Raw genomic sequence first — 18716 nt, 5'->3', positions numbered from 1 at the left:
GCCTGCCTTATTGGCTTGGGAAAGCACAGGTTACGCGGCGAGATCGGCGAGGTCTGGCCGTGGAAATCTGTGCAGCAGCGCGGTCACCAGCGCGCGACACTCTTGTTCGCGCCAGTCATCGGTGTAGAGGGCGGCGGGCAGGTCGGGGTGTTTCAACACCAGCCGCCGCCAGTTGTGCACGATCAGGCAGCGCAGCACGGCACAGTCAACCGGCGACAGATCGGCACCGTTTGGCAAGGCGCTGTCGATCTCGGTCAGGATACGGTGCAGCTTGCTGTAATCCGCGCAAAGCGTCTCGGGTGTCAGCTGCCGGCGCAGCCAATCCGGCACCGCATCACCGCTCAGCGCCAGCGTGTTATCCGGCACTGTGCGCCCGGCGGGGCCGATGTAGACCCGCGGCATCATCTGCGTGAACCCCGCAGTTTCCAGCAGGTTGCGCCGGTCGCCATTTGCCTCTTCGGTCAGCAGAACCACCCATCCGCCGGGCATGTCATCTGGTGCGGCATAGATGCGGCGGCTGGCCTGAATGGTTTCGCGGCGCCCGTGTTCCGTCAGGCTGTGGCGGCTGGTGCGTCCCGATTTGGCGGAGGTGATCCAGCCGTCGTTGCGCAGCCGGTGCAGGGCCACGCGCGTTGCTTCCGCCCGGACGTTCATCCGCCCCATGAGCGTGGACAGCACCGGCCCGTCGATGCCTGCGCCCGCGTCCGGCACAAGATCACCGAAGACGGTCACCAGCAGGGACCAGACCCGCTGGCCCCCTAGGTCGGTCAGGGCGGTTGTTAGGTGGTCCAATGGATCAGAAAGCATTCATCGTCAGCAATTCATACTCGGCAACGGCTTCGTCGTCCTGATTGGTCAGGGTCACGTGCCAGCGTATTTCGCCGTAGTCTTCGTTGCGCGGGGTCTTGGCCTTGACGGTCAATCGCACGTTGATGCTGTCCCCCGGCTGCACCGGCGCCATGAAACGCAGGCTGTCGAGGCCGGTGTTGGCCAGCACCGGGCCGGGATCGGGTTGCACGAACATGCCCGCCGCAAAGCTGAGCAGCAGATAGCCGTGGGCAACGCGCCCTGGAAAGAAAGGGTTCGCCGCCGCCGCGTCGTCGTCCATATGGGCGTAAAAGGTATCGCCGGTGAAATGGGCGAATGTCTCGATATCCTCAAGCGTGATCTCGCGCGGCCCGGCGTTCAGGGTGTCGCCGATCTGCAGGGCGCCAAAGCGACGGGTGAAGGGATGCGCGGCGTTCTGGTTTTCCGCCGCCCCGGGCACCCATTGCCCGGTGATCGCCGACAGCACATCCGGGCTGCCCTGTATCGCCGTGCGCTGCATGTAATGCATGACGCCGCGAATGCCGCCCAGCTCTTCGCCGCCACCAGCGCGGCCCGGCCCGCCATGCACCATATGGGGCAGCGGGGAGCCGTGACCGGTCGCTTCTTTCATCGATGTCCGATTGTTGAAATAGAGCCGCCCGTGGAAGGCGGCGGCACCCATCGTGATCTCTGTCGCGACCTCCGGGTCGTTGGTGATGACAGAGGCCACAAGTGAGCCTTTGCCGCGGTTGAGCAGATGGGTGGCGTGGCCCGGGTCGCGGTAGCCCATGATGGTCGAGACTGGTCCGAAGGCTTCGGTATCGTGCAGCCGTTGCGCGCTGTCCGGGTCTGCGCAGTGAAACAGCATGGGCGGCAGGAAGGCACCCTTGTCCGGGTCCGCGCCCTGTACCTCGAAATCCGTCGGGTCACCAAAGACGCGTTCGGCTTCCTGCGCGATCACCTCCGCCTTCTCCAGAACGTCCCGTTTCTGCGCGTTAGAGACCAAAGCGCCCATGCGCGAGGTCTCCAGGCGCGGATCGCCAATCGTGGTTTTGGCCAGTTTGTTGGAAAGGGCAGCGATGACGGCATCGACCTGTGGTTGCGGGACCATGATGCGCCGGATGGCAGTGCATTTCTGCCCGGCCTTGGCGGTCATTTCGCGGTGCACCTCTTTCACGAAGAGGTCGAATTCAGGGGTGCCGGGCGTGGCATCCGGGCACAGAACCGAGGCGTTGAGACTGTCCTGCTCCGCCATGAAGCGCACGGAACGCTCCAGCAGATGCGGGTTGGCGCGCAGTTTCAGCGCCGTCTCCGCCGACCCGGTGAAGCTGACCGCATCCTGACAATCAAGATGGTCCAGCATGTCGCCCAAGCCCCCCGTGACCAGTTGCACCGCCCCCTCAGGCAACAGACCACTGTCGAGCATCAGACGTACGCAGCGTTCCGTCACATAGCAGGTTGCGGTGGCCGGTTTGACGATGGCGGGAACCCCTGCCAGCAGGGTGGGGGCCAGTTTCTCCAGCATGCCCCAGACGGGGAAGTTGAAGGCGTTGATGTGCACTGCGACGCCCTGCAGCGGGGTTGCGATATGGCGGCCAACGAATTGCCCGTGACGGCCCAGCTGCTCGACCGGCCCGTCGAGATAGACCCGCGCGTCCGGCATCTCGCGGCGCCCCTTGGAGGCAAAGACCAGCATCGTACCGATCCCGCCGTCAACGTCGATCATGTGATCCGATTGCGTGGCCCCGGTGTCAAAGCTGAGGTCATAGAGGGTTTGTCTGTGGTCCTTCAAATACAGCGCCAGCGCCTTGAGCATGCGCGCGCGGTCGTGAAAGGTGAGCTTGCGCAAGCCTGGCCCACCAACGTCGCGGGCGTAACCAAGCATGGCCTGCACATCCAGCGCATCATTGCCCGCAGTTGCGATGACCTCGCCCGTGATGGCGCTTGCGATCGACCGCGCGCCCGCGCCTGGACCAATCCACTGCCCGGCGGCAAAGCTCATGACATCGCGCAGGTTCATATCCTTGGGCATGGGGGCTCCTTAATGGGTGTCGTATTCCACGACGATTTTGTCACTCAGCGGGTAGCACTGGCAGGTCAGCACCATGCCCTGTTCCACCTCGTAATCTTCCAGCGCGTGGTTTGAGAGCATCTCGTACTCGCCCTCCAGCACCCGCGCCTTGCAGGTGGAACAGACGCCCGCCTTGCAGGCAAAAGGTGCGTCCAGCGCATTGTCGAGCGCGGCTTCGAGCACCGATTGATCCTTTGGCATGGTGAAACGGCGCGTCACACCTTCGACGGTAACCTGCGCCTCGGTGCCTTTCTGGTCGGCGGCACGCGCTGCGATTTCCTGCTTTGCCAGACGTCCCTGCTGGCTCTCGGTGAAAAGCTCGAATTTGATCTGATCAGGCTCTAACCCGTGGGTTTTCAGGCTATCGGCAATGGCCAGCATCATCGGTTCGGGTCCGCAGATGAAGGCGGTATCAACCGATGTGACGTCGATCCAATGCTGGAACAGCTTGTCGCACTTCTCTTGATCGACACGCCCAGTGAAAAGCTCCATGTCTTGACCGGATTCGAGAATGTGGATGATCGTCAGCCGCCCCATATAGCGGTTTTTCAAATCTTCCAGCTCCTCGCGGAACATGATCGTGTTCACCGCGCGGTTCGCATAGACCAGCGTGAAAGTCGCGTGCGGCTCCCGGTGCAGCACGGTTTTCAGGATCGACAAGACCGGCGTGATGCCGGAACCACCGGCAAACCCGAGGTATGATTTCGCGGTATCAGGCTCTAACCGGGTAAAAAACGATCCCGAAGGCGGCATGGCCTGCAGGGTGTCACCAACTTTCAGCTGTGTGTTCGCAAAGGTGGAGAACGCCCCGCCGTCGACCCGTTTGATCCCGACCTGCAGCACGCCGTCGTCAAGCCCGGCGCAGATCGAATAGTTGCGCCGCACCTCCGTGCCGTCGAAATCCTGCTTGAAGGTCAGGTATTGGCCTTGGGTGAATTTGAACGCCTCCGGGCTGTCCGGTTTCAACGTCAGCACCACCGCATCGCGGATGGTGTGGTGGATGTCTGTCACGGTGAGGGGATGAAATTGGGGCATCAGATACACTTGAAATAGTCGAAGGGTTCCAGGCAGCTCTGGCAGCGCCACTGGGCCTTGCAGGGGGTGGAGCCGAACTGGCTGATCCGTTCGACATGACTTGATTTGCAAAGCGGGCAGTGCTGCGGGCCACCTGCCGGTTGTGGTGGCGCAATCCCATACCCCTCAAGCCGCTCTTTGCCGCGTTCCGTCAGCCAATCGGTGGTCCAGGCCGGGGAAAGCTGCGTTTTCAGCGTCAGTTTTTCGATACCGCGGTCGCGCAAGGCAGTTTCGATGTCGAGAGTGATGATGCGTGTGGCGGGGCAGCCGGAATAGGTCGGCGTTACGGTCACCTCTAGCGTATCACCCACCCATTCGACATTCCGAATGATGCCCAGATCGGTCAGGCTGATCGCCGGAATCTCCGGGTCGGGCACGGCATCCAGCCATTCCCAGATCACCTCGGTCGTGGGTTTATCGGTCACCATGTCGCATCCGGGTAGGCACGCTGCAACCATTGCATCTGGCTGAGCATATGGCCCAGATGTTCCGAGTGTCGCTGCCCTGATTTTCCGCCCTTATGCGCAAAATCACTCGTGGGTCTGATCAGCGTCGCATCAGAGAGAACCTCGTCCAGTCTCGCATCGAAAGCCGGGCGCAAATCTGCGGGATCGGGCGCGATACCCTCGGCCATCATCGCGGTATCGATGGCGTCAGAGACAAACATCTCTCCGACAAATGGATAGAGCCTATCAAGGGCGTTTTGCATGCGATCATGGCTTTCATCCGTCCCGTCGCCCAGCCCCACCACCGTGTCGGTGGTGCGTTCCAGATGATAGGTCACCTCCTTGAGCGACTTCTCCGCAATCGCGGCAATCTGGTCGTGGCTGCTGTCCTGCAAAGCGGTTAGCATGCCCTTGTGCCAGAGGTCGAACAGGAATTGCCGCATCATGGTCTGGCCGAAATCACCGTTGGGTTGTTCGACCAGAAGCACATTGCGAAACTCCCAGACGTCCCGGCGAAAAGCGAGCGCATCGGCATCGCGGCCTTTGCCCTCGACCTCGCCCGCGAGATTCAGCCAGAGCGTCGTCTGCCCGATCAAATCCAGCGCGGTATTGGCCAGTGCGATGTCTTCTTCCAACACAGGCGCCACGCCGCACCACTCCGACACACGGTGCCCCAGCACCAGCGTGTTGTCCCCCATGCGGCACAGGAATTCGAAAAGCGGTTCACTCACATCGCACCTACGTCGTCTGGGATGTCGAAGAAGGTCGGGTGGCGGTACACCTTGTCATTGGATGGCTCGTAGAGCGGGCCTTTTTCCTCGGGGGAGGAGGCGGCGATGGCGGCGGCTTCGACCACCCAGATGCTAACGCCCTCGTTGCGACGGGTATAGACATCGCGGGCGTTCTTGATCGCGCTTTCGGCGTCCGCTGCATGCAGCGAGCCGACATGCCGGTGGCTGAGGCCGTGCTGACCCCGGATAAACACCTCCCACAGGGGCCATTCGGTGGCGCGGGGCTTGCCATGCGGGGCGGCTTCGGTGGCGTCATAGGATCCGGATTCAGGGCTGCTCATATCAGTTACTCCGCTGCCATTTTGCGTGCGCGTTTCTTCTCCGCGTGGGCCAGGAGGCCCTCGCGCACCCAGCGCCCGTCATCCCAGGCCTTGTTGCGCGCTTCCATGCGGTCAACCGAACACGGGCCGTTACCTTGCAGCACGTCAAAGAACTCCTCCCAATCGGGTTCCGAGAAATCATAGGATCCGCGCTCTTCGTTCCACTCCAGATGCTCATCCGGGATGGTCAGGCCCAGATAAGCGGCCTGCGGTGCTGTTTGATCGACGAATTTCTGGCGCAGTTCGTCATTGGTGTTCATCTTGATTTTCCACGCCATCGACTGGGCGGAATGCACCGACTCCTTGTCGGACGGGCCAAACATCATCAGCGAAGGATACCAGAAGCGGTTGAGCGCATCCTGCGCCATCTTGCGCTGCGCCTCGTTGCCATTCGCCATCTTCATCATGATGTCGAAACCCTGCCGCTGGTGGAAGGATTCCTCCTTGCAGATGCGCACCATGGCGCGGGCATAGGGCCCATAGGAGGTGCGCTGCAGCGGCACCTGGTTCATGATTGCCGCGCCATCGACCAGCCAGCCGACCGCACCCATATCCGCCCATGTCAGGGTCGGATAGTTGAAGATGGAGGAGTATTTCATCTTGCCTGAGAGAAGGTCGCGCGTCAGCTGATCGCGGCTCACCCCCAGCGTTTCGGCAGCGCAATAGAGGTAGAGCCCGTGTCCCGCCTCGTCCTGCACCTTCGCCAGCAGGATTGCTTTGCGCTCCAGCGTGGGGGCGCGGGTGATCCAGTTGCCCTCGGGCAGCTGGCCGACGATTTCGGAATGCGCGTGCTGGCCGATCTGGCGGATCAGCGTCTTGCGGTAGCCGTCGGGCATCCAGTCCTTGGGTTCGATCTTGCCGCCTGCGTTGATCCGCTCCTGAAAGGCGCGTTCTTCAGGGTCCATCTCGTCGAGCGATTTGACGCCCTTGCCGGTCGATTTGATCATCTGTGCATACATCGTTCAAACCCTTTCAAGTATAAGCGCCACGCCTTGACCGACCCCCACGCACATCGTGCAAAGCGCATAGCGCCCGTCGGTGCGTTTGAGTTGATAGGCCGCCGTCATCACCAGCCGCGCGCCGGACATGCCCAACGGATGCCCGATCGCGATGGCGCCGCCGTTTGCGTTCACATGGGGCGCGTCATCCGCCACACCCAGCGCGCGCAAGGTGGCGAGCCCCTGTGAGGCAAACGCCTCGTTCAATTCTATCACATCCATCTGCTCAATGCTCAGCCCCGCGCGTTTCAGGACTTTTTCACAGGCCGGGATCGGGCCAATGCCCATGATCCGTGGCGCGACACCCGCTGCGGACATGGCCACCACGCGGGCCATTGGCGTCAGGCCGTGGGTCTCGGCGGCTTGCTCCGACGCGATGAGCAAAGCGGCGGCGCCGTCGTTGACGCCGGAGGCATTCCCAGCGGTCACGGTCAGCTCAGCGCCATTGATCCCCCGCAGCTTGCCTAGTTTTTCTGCTGTCGTATCTGGGCGCGGATGTTCATCCCTATCGACGACAATGGCCTCGCCTTTGCGCTGGGGGATGGTGACAGGAGTGATTTCTTCGGCAAACACGCCCGCCGCATGGGCTTTGGCCCACCGAGCCTGGCTGCGCGCGGCAAACGCATCCTGATCCGCGCGGCTGATCCCATAGTCCTCCGCCACATTGTCTGCGGTCTGCGGCATGGAATCGATACCATACTCGGCTTTCATCTTCGGGTTCACAAAGCGCCAGCCGATGGTCGTGTCATAGACCTGACCTGTGCGCGAAAACGCGGTTTCGGCCTTGGGCATCACAAAGGGCGCGCGGCTCATGCTTTCGACACCCCCTGCGATTGCCAAGTCGATGTCGCCCGCACGGATTGCCCGTGCCGCCGACCCAACAGCATCCATGCCGGATGCGCAGAGGCGGTTTATTGTCGATCCGGGGACGTCCACCGGCAAACCCGCCAGAAGCGCGGCCATCCGTGCTACGTTGCGGTTATCTTCGCCGGCCTGGTTGGCGCAGCCGTAAATCACATCATCCACGCGCGACCAGTCGACCGACGGGTTGCGGGTGATGAGGGCCGCAATCGGCGCGGCGGCCAGATCATCCGCGCGCACCATCGACAGGCTTCCGCCATAGCGCCCGATGGGCGTACGCTGCGCGTCACAGATGTAAGCCTGCATAGAATCCTCCCGTTGAGAGAGGAACCTACGTCAGGTGCGGATTCGGTTCAATCAAAATGTTACGGACTGGTGCAAAAATTCAAATTTGTGTAACGCTTTGGAAGTGTCACGATACTTCCTCCGCACTCTTATACAGCGCACGCAAAGTGCTGGACCCAAGATCGTTCAGCATGGCCCGCGCGTTGTTTTCCGTCGCGGCAGTCTCCGGATGCGCGCGGCGCACGGTTTCCCGGATGTCTTCAACCGATCGCTGTACAGAGCGACAGACACTGCACAGTTGTGCCACCCTGTTGGCACTGTCGTTATGAAACAGCCCCTGGTCCCGCGCAGCTTCGAACATGGAGACGAGATTTTGCAGATGCATATCCGCCAGCGATGAAAAGAACCGGATGTTGTCGAAAGTCATGCGTGTGCCTTCGGCGTGCCGGTCATCGGTAATCCTGAAACCGGTGCCGATCACACGATCCCCGCCACCTGCCAGCGGAACATGCTGGATCGACGTATCCCACCGCTGCACGCCATCGGGCAGGGTCAGCGTTTCCAGATAGCGGATGTTTTTCCGTCGGTTGGCACATTCGGTGTAGCGCGCGATGACGAAGGCTGCTTCACTTTCAGGCAACAGATCACGCAAGGCGACATTGCGCAAAGCGTCCTGTTGAAACCCTGTCGCCTCTGCATGAGCCTGATTGGTACAAATAATTTTAAATTCGCTTTGTGTGGATGGACGATCAGCCGCGAACATCGGGACTGTGAACTGGTCAAAAATCGCCGCAAGATGATCTGCGGAACTTGTATCTAACATTTTCTCTCTCAAAATTAACAAGTCGGAAGACTCGCGCAAATTGCTTACCAAGAGGTTTCAGAAAACAGGCGCTTTTTAGGCATTTTCCAAAATGCTGCATCTGCAAAGAAGGCGCGGCAAACTTTGCATCCTGAAATCCTATCCAGATCAAGGCGCTACCCGCCAGCTTGTAGCGCCAGCGAGTGCTTTTCAAAAAATCGTAAACAATCTGTTCACGGTCAAGGGCGGCCTAGTCCGGCAGGGTGACCCATGCGGCATTGCGCGCCGAGGACCGCACACAGGCGTCCACGAACTGCATGCCACGCACCCCGTCCAGCACGGTTGGATAGGTGACTGCAGCATCGGGTTGCTGACCGCGGCGATGGGCGACGATGGCCTCCGCCGCTTCGCTATAGATATTGGCAAAACCTTCCAGATATCCTTCCGGGTGACCCGGGGGGATGCGGCTCATCCGTGCCGCTGCGCCTCCGGCCCCGGCCCCGTTACGTGTGATCAGCCGCTTGGGTTCGCCGAAGGGAGTATACCAAAGGTGGTTGGGGTGCTCCTGCGCCCATTCCAGACCGCCCGTCTCGCCGTAGACCCGGATGCGCAATGCGTTTTCATTGCCTGGTGCGACCTGACTGGACCACAGCATGCCGCGCGCGCCACCCTCAAACCGCAGCATCACATGCGCATTGTCGTCCAGCTGACGACCAGAGACGAAAGCCTGCAAATCAGCGGCAAGGCTCTCGACGCGGAGCCCGGTCACAAAACAGGCAAGATTGTGCGCGTGGGTGCCAATGTCGCCGGTTGACCCACCGGCCCCGGATTGCGCGGGATCGGTGCGCCATACCGCCTGCTTGAAATCCTCGTGCTTGGTGAGCCAGTCTTGCGGGTATTCCACCTGCACCACGCGGATTTCACCAATGTCACCCTTGGCAACCATCTCGCGCGCCTGCCGCACCATTGGATAGCCCGTGTAGTTGTGGGTCAGGAAAAACAACGCGTCGGCCCGTTCAACCGCCTTTGCCATCTTGCGCGCATCCGCCATGGTCGAGGTGAGGGGCTTGTCACAGATCACGTGAATACCGCGTTTCAGGAACTCGCGCGCCGCGGCAAAATGCACATGGTTCGGCGTGACAATAGACACCGCCTCGATGCCGTTCTTTAGCCGCGCCTCACGGATAGCCATCTGTCTGAAGTCATCATAGGTGCGTGCCGGGTCCAACCCGAGTGCGGCCCCCGAGGCCTGCGCTTTCTCCGCCGTAGACGACAGCGCGCCCGCAACCAGTTCATACCGGTCGTCGATCCGCGCGGCGATACGGTGTACCGCGCCAATAAAGGCGTCATTGCCGCCGCCCACCATCCCAAGTCTGATCCGTGACATCTCGTTTCCTCCCGAGGCCCCGCCCCGCCTTCATTGTTCCAAAAATATGCATACACAACGGCCCGGCCAGGCGAGACCTTCCGGTGGTACGCTTAGCCGATCCCAAGCATCTTGCGATTGGCTGCCTCATCCGTGCCCCCATCTGCAAAATCGTCAAAGGCGCGTTCCGTGACGCGAATAATATGATCCTTGACGAATTGCGCTCCCTCGCGGGCTCCGTCTTCGGGATGCTTCAGGCAGCATTCCCACTCGACCACCGCCCATCCCTCAAAATCATTTGCCGCCAACTTGGAAAAGATGCCCGCAAAATCGACCTGACCATCGCCCAGCGACCGGAAGCGCCCGGCGCGGTCCACCCAGGGCTGATATCCTGAATAGACCCCCTGCCGACCCGTTGGATTGAACTCCGCATCCTTGACGTGGAACATCTTGATCCGCTCGGCGTAGATGTCGATGTGGTCCAGATAATCGAGACACTGCAGCACGAAATGCGACGGATCGTAAAGCATGTTGCAGCGGGCGTGATTGTCGACCCGCTCAAGGAACATCTCGAAGGTCACACCGTCGTGCAGGTCCTCGCCCGGGTGGATTTCGTAGCAGATGTTCACGTCATTGGCGTCCGCATGATCCAGGATCGGACGCCACCGCTTGGCCAGCTCGTCAAAGGCTGTCTCAATCAGCCCCGCAGGCCGCTGCGGCCAGGGATAGACGTAGGGCCAGGCGAGCGCGCCTGAGAAGGAGACATGGTTCTTGATGCCCATATTGGCCGAGGCGCTGATCGCTTTCATCACCTGATCCACAGCCCATTCCTGGCGGGCCTGCGGATTGCCGTGCACCGACGGGTCGGCAAAACCGTCAAAAGCTGTGTCATAGGCAGGGTGGACTGCCACCAGCTGTCCCTGCAGATGCGTGGAGAGCTCCGTCACCTCCACGCCGTTTGCCGCGGCCTGGCCTTTGAATGCGTCGCAATAGTCCTTGCTTGTCGCCGCTTTCTCCAGATCGAAAAGCCGCGCGTCCCAGCTGGGCACCTGTACACCTTTGTAGCCACAGTCGGCCGCCCATTTCGTGATGGCATCCCACGAGTTGAAAGGCGCGTCATCCCCTGCGAATTGCGCCAGAAACAGCGCCGGTCCCTTGATGGTTTTCATGTCATCCTCCCAATGTGCCGTCCGGATCGGGCGGCATGTTTTCCTTCAGATAAACGTCGATGCGAATGCGCTCCTGCGCCAGGTTGATCGGCGCGCTGTCGCTGTGGGCGCGCATGATGCGGATGGCGCTGCGCACCAGATGACCCGAATCCTGGCTGATCACGGCGTCAAAGAGCCCATCCGCCAGCGCCGCACGAGAGAGCGGTGTCAGCTCATGCGCTATGATCACAGGAGGCGCGACACCCTGTTGCTGGTCAAAGTGTCGGATCAACCCGGCATTGCCAGCCGCCGAGGAATAGATGCCCACGATGTCCCTAGTGCCTGCCAGCGCTTGCGGCAGCAGCCGTTCGATCAGATCGGGGTCGTCCCGCCCTTCGAGCGAGGCAAGCACGGCAAGGTTCGGGAAATCCCGCGCCATGACCTCGTCAAAGCCAAGGCGCCGTTCCAGGTGATCGCGGGCCAGCATCGATCCGGTCACAACCAGAACCTTTCCCGATACCGGACCCAGAAAGCGGCCCATCAGCTGTGCCGCCGTGCGCCCCGCTGCGATGTTGTCGATGCCGACATAGGCGTTGCGTTCGGAACTCGGGATGTCGGAGACCAGCGAAACGACCGACACACCATGCGCGCGCAGCCGCGAGATACTGTCCCGTACGGAGGGTGTCTCGGGACCGAAAATCGCAACCCCATCGACCTGCGCCGGATCCAGCGCGTTGATCGCCTCGGCCAGCGCCATGGGGTCAAAAGCAGGTACGCGGGTGCAGGCAACCTGTGTGCGTTCCCGTTTTAATCCGCCCGACAAATCGGTGATCTGCCGTTCGATCAGCGCGACGAATTCATTGTTGGTGGCCGGCAGAATGAAGAGAAACCGATAGACGCGCCCGCGCGCCAGATTGGCCGCTGCGGTATCCCGCACATATCCCAGATCGGCGATGGCGCGATTGACCTTTTCGACGGTCACCTTGCGCACGCCCGGACGTTCGTTCAGCACCCTGTCCACGGTCGCAAGGCTAACCTGCGCGACACGGGCGATGTCGTTCACTGTTGGGTTCAAAGGGGCGTCGCGGCTGACCTTCATGGTCCGATGTCTATCCTTTTAGTGCAACTGCCAGCCCTTCGAAGAGCCTGGCCACAGCTTCTGCGCCGGGATCATTGTGGCCGATGAGGTTCTCTTCGGGCACATAGGATGCCCGACCTGCCTTGGCTTGACCCATCGCGGCAGTACCATCCGCTCCCGTACGGGCAGCTTGCGCAGCGGCGCCAACGCCGTCGCTCAGGGCTTGCAGCGCCGGTTGCAGGGCGTCGATCATCGTGCGATCGCCAAGCCCCGCGCCGCCCACCTCACTGATCCGCTGCAAGCCGGTCTGCAAGGCCTCGGCGGTGGGTTTGCCGTTGGCACAGGCATCCCCCGTTGCGCCGAAGAAAATCGCAAGGATCACACCGGAGGAGCCGCCCATGGTCTGGCTCAACTCATTGCCAACCGCGCGAAAAAGCTGGGTCAGATCGGCCAAGGGCATGCGATCCATCGAACCTTTGAGCGCGCGCGCCGCCGTGGCCAGGGTGCTGCCGGTGTCGCCATCGCCTGACTTGGCATCGAGGCCATTGAGGTCCGCCTCCGCCGCGATCAGCAAATCGCAGCATGTCTCGATCAATGCACGTGTTGCGGGACTGTCCGACGGTATCGGCTGGATCGGGCTCAACCCATCCGGCAGGGGTTTGACAGTGACGGGGGAGAGCATGGTCATCCCCGGCCAGTCGGGCAAGGGGACATTACGGCCAAGCGCGGCAGTGCGGTCCGCTGTCAGCGGGAGCAGCGAGACGGAGAACCCGTGCATGTCCAGCGAGGTCATCAGGGGGGCAGGCCCGATCATTGCCGTCACGTTTTTTGCCTTGTCCGATGACGTCAACGCATGGGCAAGCACTGCCATTTCCAGCGGCGTTGTGGAGCCCAGATTGTTCAGGAGCGCAACACACTCCTGCCCCTTCACATGGGGCAGGAGCTTGTCCAGCACCATATCCATGGCCGAAATGGCACCGTCAAAGGCGACCTGTTGCACGCCGGCCTCCCCATGTATCCCGAGGCCCAGTTCCGCCATGCCCGCAGCGATCCGATCTTCTTTTGTCGATCCGGGCAGTGTGCAGGTGTCCAGCGACTTCCCGATGGAGGCCATATCGCGGACCGCGTCTTCCGCCGCCTTGGCCACTGTCTCCAGATCTGCACCGTCCTCCGCGAGGTGGCCCGCGATCTTGTGCACAAAGAGGGTGCCTGCCACGCCGCGTGCCTGTGGCAGATCGGGCAAGGCGATGTCGTCGTCGACAATGACCATCGCCACCTTCAAACCATACGCACGCGCACGTTCTGCGGCGAGACCGAAATTCAGCCGGTCGCCGGTGTAGTTCTTGACGATCAGCAGGCAGCCCGCTTCGCCGGTGACGGCGAGAATACCGGCGAGCACAGCGTCCACCGACGGGGAGGCAAAGACCTCACCGCAGACGGCGGCGGTCAGCATGCCCTCTCCCACGAACCCGGCATGTGCTGGTTCGTGCCCCGAGCCGCCCCCCGAGATCAGCGCAACCTTCGATTTGTCCCAATCGGTGCGGCAGACCACCTTGATGTGCGGATAGCCATCGAGACGGTGGAGTCTGCCTCCTGACGTCGCGAGGAGACCGTCGATTGCATCGGTGACAAGCCTGTCCTTGCCGTTGATAAACTGTGCCATCGTCTTCTCCTTTTCAGTAGATCCGGTCGCCTTGCGCGTCAAAGCAAAGCGGGTCTTTTGGGGCGATCTGCAGGGCGCTGCCGGGGGCATAGTCCGCGTGTGGGTCGGCCAGCGTGATGATGTCATGCCCGTCGAGGTGCAGATGCAGGCGGCTGTGATCGCCAAGATGTTCCACCCGCTCTACTTGCGCGGCCCGGCCTTCGCCTTGCGTGACGTGTTCCGGTCTCAGGCCAATCTGGTGGGCGCCTTTCGGAGCGGTACCAAAGAGATCGGCGGGCAGGATATTGATGCGCGGCTGGCCGAGGCGCGAGGCGACGTAGACGGAATTCGGGTTCTCGTAGATGTCGCGGGGCGTGCCGTATTGCACCAGGCGCCCTTCGTTCAGCACGCCCACATGGGTGGCCATGGTCATCGCCTCGATCTGGTCGTGGGTCACGTAGAGGATGGTCGCGCCGAGGTTGGCTTGAATGCGTTTGAGTTCGATCCTGAGATCCGTCCTCAGCTTGGCGTCCAGCGAAGAGAGCGGTTCGTCCATCAGGTAGACCTGAGGATCACGCACCAGCGCGCGGCCAATCGACACCCGCTGCATCTCGCCGCCGGAGAGGGCCGTCGCCTTGTTGTCGAGCTTGTGCGAAATTTGCAGAACCTCTGCGACCTCATTCACCTTGCGTGTGATTTCATTCTTGGGTGTGTTCAGGATCGGGGATTTCAGCGGAAATTCGAGGTTCTCGCGCACGGTCAGATGCGGATAGAGCGAGTATTGCTGGAACACCATCGCCACGTCGCGCTGGGCGGGGGTTTCGTCAGCGACATTCCGACCTCCGATGCGGATCTCGCCCGCGTCGAGTTTTTCAAGCCCGGATATCAGACGCAGGGTTGTGGTTTTGCCCGCGCCCGTGGGGCCGAGCAGAACGACAAAGGCACCGTCGGGGATGGTCATGTCGATGCCCACAACGCCCACTGTGTCGCCGAAGGATTTCGACACGCCTTTCAGGATGACTTCAGCCATGGGTCACGATCCCTTCATTCAGCTCGGAGCGCAGCGCACGGCCGGAGGTTTCGTCAAAGAGCGTGACGGCCTCACCCTTGAAGCTGAGACCAATTTTCTCGCCAACGGTGGCCACCTGTCCTGCGGGCGTGCGCGCTTTCAACGCGCCGTTCGGCGTATCCAGCGTGATGATTTGCGTGGTGCCAAGGTATTCGGTGGCCAGCACCTCGCCGCGGTAGGCACCGCTGTCGCTGAGCGTCACATGCTCAGGGCGGACACCGAAGACGAGTTTACCGGAAGCCCCCTGCATTTGTCGCGGGACGGTCATGGCGTGGCTCTGCATCTCCACGCTTTGCGCCCCTTCCGCCACCGACCCGTCGAACGTGAGGAAGTTCATGGAAGGGGAGCCGATGAAGTCGGCGACAAACATGGTCGCGGGCTTGTCGTAGATCTCCTGCGGGGTGCCGAACTGTTCGACCACCGCGTTGTTCATCACCACGATCTTGTCGCCCATCTGCATGGCCTCCAACTGGTCGTGGGTGACATAGACGGTGGTGGCCCCCATGCGGTCGTGCAGGGCGCGCAGTTCTTCGGACATGTGTTCACGGAACTCCGCATCCAGCGCGCCCAACGGTTCGTCCATCATGAAGGCCTTGGGGTCGCGCACGATGGCGCGGCCAAGGGCCACCCGCTGGCGGTCCCCCCCCGAGAGGCCACCCACGGGTTTTTTCAGGATGTCCTGGATGCCGAGGATGGTGGCCACGTCCTCGACCTTGGCCTTCACGTCCCGCCGCGCCATGCCCTGGCTGACCAGCGGGTAGCTGAGGTTTTTGTAGACGTTCATATGCGGGTAGAGCGCAAACATCTGAAAGACAAAGGCAATATCGCGTTGGCTGGGCGGCTTCTGGCTGATCTCTTCACCGTCGAGGTAGATCTCGCCCGAGGTGGGCAGTTCCAGCCCCGCAATCATGCGCAGGGTCGTCGTCTTGCCGCAGCCCGAGGGGCCGAGCAGCATGAAAAACTCGCCGTCCTCAATGGTAAAGCTTGATTCCTTCACTGCGGTGAAGTCGCCAAACTCCTTGCGCACGTTTTTGATCTGGATTTCAGCCATCGAGGTATTGTCCCACGCGCAAAAGGTGTCCGTCCGGGTCGAGAATGTGAAGCTCCCGCATGCCCCAGTGGCGGTCTTCTGGTCCATCCATGCGGGGAAAACCTTTGTCGGAGAGACCGAGAGCGGCAACCGCCTCGCCAAATCCGTCCACGTCGTCGCTGCGGATGTAGACAGCATGATCCGAGGTGTCCGCCTTGTGGTCGGGGTCATGGGCGAAGTGTAGTTCGACCTTGTCTATCGCGAAGATCAGGTATCCCCCGAAGTCATCCCATCGGCCCTGAAGGTCGAAGCCCAGCTTTTTGTAGAAAGCCACTGTTCGGTCCATGTCAGCGCTTGGCAGGATTGCGCAGGTTGAAAGGAGCATCAGTCGTCCTCCGGAAAGTGGCTGACGATGATGAACATCACCGTGCCGATGAGGGTGGTGATGAAGGAGTAGGTGAAGCCCCACATCACGAAAGGCTGCATCAGCATGAAGACCCCGAGCGCGATGAGGATGGTCGCGACCATCTCCCATGGGCCGCGGCGGAGGCGGAGAAGGCCGGAGATGAAATTGCTCATGGGGCTGCCTCCGGTGCTGAATACGCGGGGTAGCGGTTTGCATATTTTTGGAACAATGAAAGAGGTTTGTACTGGGCGACCTGAATGCCTTGAACACCTCGCCAGTGGCGGGTTGTGTCTCTTCGGGGTCGGTTTGCAAGCCGTAGCCGGGTGAGGGGCCGGGGCAGGAGTTCGGTATTGAACGTCCAAGATCGTTGGTGTGTCGCCTGCGTTCCATCGCTTGGCGCCTGTGTTGGGCCTCGGGTGAGGCAACGCACGGGTGGGCAGGATGTAGCCGTCATTTGCGTACCGCTCCGAAGGTTATGCCGCGCAGCAGGTGTTTGCGCAGGGCGACGGTGAAGATCATCACCGGCAGCAGGAAGATCGTGGCGCCTGCGGCCACGGCGGGCCAGTCGAGGCCACCGACGCCGATGATCGTCGGGATGAAGGGCGGGGCTGTTTGCGCGGTGCCGGAGGTGAGCAGCACGGCGAAGGCGTATTCGTTCCAGGCGAAGATGAGGCAGAAGATCGCGGTGGAAGCGATGCCGGTCGCGGCCTGGGGCAGCACGACTTTGTAGAAGGCCTGGAACCTTGTGTAGCCGTCGATGAGGGCGGCCTCTTCATATTCGCGGGGGATTTCGTCGATGAAGCCTTTGAGCAGCCAGACCGCGAGTGAGATGTTGACGGCGGTGTAGAGCAGGATCATGCCGAGGTGTGTGTCGCTGAGGCCCAGTTGCCGGTACATCAGGAAGATCGGGATGGCGACAGCGATGGGTGGCATCATCCGCGTGCTGAGGATGAAGAACAGCAGGTCATCCGCAAGAGGGATCTTGAACCGGCTGAAAGCATAGGCGGCAAGGGTACCAAGGAAAATGCTGAGGAAGGTTGAGCCGAAGCCGATGATGACCGAGTTCAGAAACCGCTCGCCGAATTTGGACGGGCCCGCGATGACCATATCGTATTGGCGCACGATCTCTTCGTACCAGGTCTCGGGCGGGTTGGCGGCGAGGAAGTCGTCTGTCTGCCGCGTGCGGGTGGTGAAGAGGTTCACGTAGCCTTCGAGCGTGGGATCGAAGATCACTTTGGGCGGGTAGCTGATCGCATCGGCCGGGGATTTGAACCCCGTCAGCATGATCCAGGCCAGCGGAACCAAGGTGATCAGCGCGTAGAGGATCACGAGGCTGCCGGCGAACCATTTCGAGCGGGCGCTGGGTTCGGTGACGGAGAAGCTGCTCATGACGGAGTTTCCGTGTCATCTGGCTGTGGATCGGCGATGCGCATGGCCTCCAGTTTGGCGGGTGCCAAATTGGTGTTCGCGTGATCGGCCAGAGACGCGAAGGCTAATGCCAGTGGCGTCAGCGGGGCGGCCCAGCGCGAGAGGTCGGCATCCTTGGGCAGGCGGATTTCACAGAATGACATCAGCGCTCCTTCACCTTGTTGAGGGCTTTCACGTAAATGCTGGCCAGGCCGAAGACCGTCACGAAGAGGATGATGGCATAGGCCGAGGCGTAGCCAGTGCGCCACTTCTCAAAAGCTTCGCGTTTGAGGTTGATCGAGGTGAGCTCGGTGGTGGAGCCGGGGCCTCCACCGGTGAGTTGCACGACGAGGTCGAACATCTTGAAGTTTTCGATGCCGCGGAAGAGCACGGCGAGCATGAGGAAGGGCAGCACCATGGGGATGGTGAGGGTGAAGAACTGGCGCAGCTTGGAAGCGCGGTCGATCTCGGCGGCTTCGTAGATGTAATCCGGGATGGAGCGCAGCCCGGCGAGGCAGATCAGCATCACGAAAGGTGTCCACATCCAGGTGTCCACGATCACGATGGACCACGGTGCGAGATCGACGGAGCCGAGCATCTCGAAGCTGGAGGGGTCCTTGCCGGTGAAGAAGGCTACGATGTAATTGAAAAGCCCAATTTGCGGCTGGTAGAGGAATTTCCAGAAGTTGCCGACCACGGCGGGCGAGAGCATCATTGGCAGCACGATGATCGTGGTCCAGAGGTCGTTGCCCTTGAATTTCTTGTTGATGAGATAGGCGAGGGTGAAGCCGATCAGCACCTGCAAAAGGATGGTCCAGAAGAGGAAATGCGCGGTGGCCTGCATGTTCAGCCAGATGTCGCTGTCCGTCAGGATGCGCTCGTAGTTGCGCAGGCCAACGTAGTCGACTTCGCGGTTGGGGCGGTTGGCACGGAAGTTGGTGAAGCTGAGGTTGATTGTCCAGATCAGGGGGAAGATGTTGATCGCCAACAGCAGGAAGATCGTGGGGCCCACGAAAATCCAGGCAATCGCCCGGTCGCTGAGGCCGCGAATCTTGCGTGCCATCGGGGGCGGTGTGGCCTGGGCGGCGCGGGTGATGGGGGTTTCGGTCATCTGG

General features: G+C 61.3%; 20 protein-coding genes. All 20 read right to left on the bottom strand.

The features are described 5' to 3' along the window. Positions 1 to 30: 30 nt before the first annotated feature. The 20 genes from ISX84_RS13830 to ISX84_RS13735 all read right to left on the bottom strand — a co-directional run bounded on the left by ISX84_RS13830 (position 31) and on the right by ISX84_RS13735 (position 18712). Complete coding sequence (locus ISX84_RS13830; RefSeq protein ID WP_195820967.1) at positions 31 to 807, bottom strand: PaaX family transcriptional regulator C-terminal domain-containing protein; 777 nt, start codon at positions 805 to 807, stop codon at positions 31 to 33. Further along, positions 797 to 2827: a phenylacetic acid degradation bifunctional protein PaaZ gene (gene paaZ, locus ISX84_RS13825; protein WP_195821314.1), complete on the bottom strand. Its 2031-nt coding sequence runs from the start codon at positions 2825 to 2827 to the stop codon at positions 797 to 799. Before paaZ ends, ISX84_RS13830 begins: the two co-directional genes overlap by 11 nt. A gap of 21 nt (positions 2828 to 2848) precedes the next feature. Then, entirely contained in the window at positions 2849 to 3913 is a 1065-nt protein-coding gene (locus tag ISX84_RS13820; protein ID WP_195820966.1) for a 2Fe-2S iron-sulfur cluster-binding protein, read from the bottom strand. Further along, positions 3913 to 4380 (bottom strand): 1,2-phenylacetyl-CoA epoxidase subunit PaaD, encoded by a 468-nt coding sequence (paaD, locus tag ISX84_RS13815; protein ID WP_195820965.1) that lies wholly within the window; start codon positions 4378 to 4380, stop codon positions 3913 to 3915. Before paaD ends, ISX84_RS13820 begins: the two co-directional genes overlap by 1 nt. Further along, entirely contained in the window at positions 4374 to 5096 is a 723-nt protein-coding gene (paaC, locus tag ISX84_RS13810) for a 1,2-phenylacetyl-CoA epoxidase subunit PaaC (RefSeq protein ID WP_195821313.1), read from the bottom strand. The genes paaD and paaC overlap by 7 nt, the downstream gene beginning before the upstream one ends. A gap of 29 nt (positions 5097 to 5125) precedes the next feature. Then, positions 5126 to 5470 (bottom strand): 1,2-phenylacetyl-CoA epoxidase subunit PaaB, encoded by a 345-nt coding sequence (gene paaB, locus ISX84_RS13805; protein ID WP_195820964.1) that lies wholly within the window; start codon positions 5468 to 5470, stop codon positions 5126 to 5128. Positions 5471 to 5475: 5 nt separating this feature from the next. Continuing rightward, positions 5476 to 6468 carry a 1,2-phenylacetyl-CoA epoxidase subunit PaaA gene (gene paaA, locus ISX84_RS13800; RefSeq protein ID WP_195820963.1) on the bottom strand — a complete coding sequence of 331 codons (993 nt, stop codon included), beginning with the start codon at positions 6466 to 6468 and terminating at the stop codon, positions 5476 to 5478. Positions 6469 to 6471: 3 nt separating this feature from the next. Then, positions 6472 to 7674, bottom strand: coding sequence for a 3-oxoadipyl-CoA thiolase (pcaF, locus tag ISX84_RS13795; protein ID WP_195820962.1), 1203 nt, complete (start codon positions 7672 to 7674; stop codon positions 6472 to 6474). Positions 7675 to 7780: 106 nt separating this feature from the next. Continuing rightward, entirely contained in the window at positions 7781 to 8515 is a 735-nt protein-coding gene (locus tag ISX84_RS13790) for a PAS domain-containing protein (RefSeq protein ID WP_195820961.1), read from the bottom strand. A 190-nt stretch (positions 8516 to 8705) separates the two neighbouring features. Continuing rightward, entirely contained in the window at positions 8706 to 9842 is a 1137-nt protein-coding gene (locus ISX84_RS13785; RefSeq protein ID WP_195820960.1) for a Gfo/Idh/MocA family protein, read from the bottom strand. Positions 9843 to 9934: 92 nt separating this feature from the next. Further along, positions 9935 to 10990 carry a sugar phosphate isomerase/epimerase family protein gene (locus tag ISX84_RS13780; RefSeq protein WP_195820959.1) on the bottom strand — a complete coding sequence of 352 codons (1056 nt, stop codon included), beginning with the start codon at positions 10988 to 10990 and terminating at the stop codon, positions 9935 to 9937. A gap of 1 nt (position 10991) precedes the next feature. Then, positions 10992 to 12068, bottom strand: a complete 1077-nt coding sequence (locus ISX84_RS13775) for a LacI family DNA-binding transcriptional regulator (RefSeq protein ID WP_229884319.1) — start codon at positions 12066 to 12068, stop codon at positions 10992 to 10994. Between the two features lie 10 nt (positions 12069 to 12078). Continuing rightward, positions 12079 to 13710 carry a dihydroxyacetone kinase subunit DhaK gene (locus tag ISX84_RS13770; protein WP_195820958.1) on the bottom strand — a complete coding sequence of 544 codons (1632 nt, stop codon included), beginning with the start codon at positions 13708 to 13710 and terminating at the stop codon, positions 12079 to 12081. A gap of 13 nt (positions 13711 to 13723) precedes the next feature. Beyond that, positions 13724 to 14719 carry an ABC transporter ATP-binding protein gene (locus ISX84_RS13765; protein WP_195820957.1) on the bottom strand — a complete coding sequence of 332 codons (996 nt, stop codon included), beginning with the start codon at positions 14717 to 14719 and terminating at the stop codon, positions 13724 to 13726. Next, positions 14712 to 15809, bottom strand: coding sequence for an ABC transporter ATP-binding protein (locus ISX84_RS13760; protein ID WP_195820956.1), 1098 nt, complete (start codon positions 15807 to 15809; stop codon positions 14712 to 14714). The genes ISX84_RS13765 and ISX84_RS13760 overlap by 8 nt, the downstream gene beginning before the upstream one ends. Continuing rightward, entirely contained in the window at positions 15802 to 16173 is a 372-nt protein-coding gene (locus tag ISX84_RS13755; RefSeq protein WP_195820955.1) for a bleomycin resistance protein, read from the bottom strand. Before ISX84_RS13755 ends, ISX84_RS13760 begins: the two co-directional genes overlap by 8 nt. Then, on the bottom strand, positions 16173 to 16367 hold the full coding sequence (locus tag ISX84_RS13750; protein WP_195820954.1) for a hypothetical protein: 195 nt from the start codon (positions 16365 to 16367) through the stop codon (positions 16173 to 16175). Before ISX84_RS13750 ends, ISX84_RS13755 begins: the two co-directional genes overlap by 1 nt. Before the next feature lie 277 nt (positions 16368 to 16644). Next, positions 16645 to 17583, bottom strand: a complete 939-nt coding sequence (locus ISX84_RS13745; RefSeq protein ID WP_195820953.1) for a carbohydrate ABC transporter permease — start codon at positions 17581 to 17583, stop codon at positions 16645 to 16647. Continuing rightward, positions 17580 to 17765: a hypothetical protein gene (locus ISX84_RS13740; protein WP_195820952.1), complete on the bottom strand. Its 186-nt coding sequence runs from the start codon at positions 17763 to 17765 to the stop codon at positions 17580 to 17582. Before ISX84_RS13740 ends, ISX84_RS13745 begins: the two co-directional genes overlap by 4 nt. Further along, a complete protein-coding gene (locus tag ISX84_RS13735; RefSeq protein ID WP_195820951.1) occupies positions 17765 to 18712 on the bottom strand; it encodes a carbohydrate ABC transporter permease in 948 nt (315 codons plus the stop codon). Before ISX84_RS13735 ends, ISX84_RS13740 begins: the two co-directional genes overlap by 1 nt. Positions 18713 to 18716 lie beyond the last annotated feature (4 nt).

Source organism: Roseobacter sp. MH60115 (assembly GCF_015644665.1).
Lineage (GTDB): Bacteria > Pseudomonadota > Alphaproteobacteria > Rhodobacterales > Rhodobacteraceae > Roseobacter.
The sequence above is the reverse complement of the archived record's forward strand: the minus strand, read 5'-3'. Positions and strand labels throughout refer to the sequence as shown.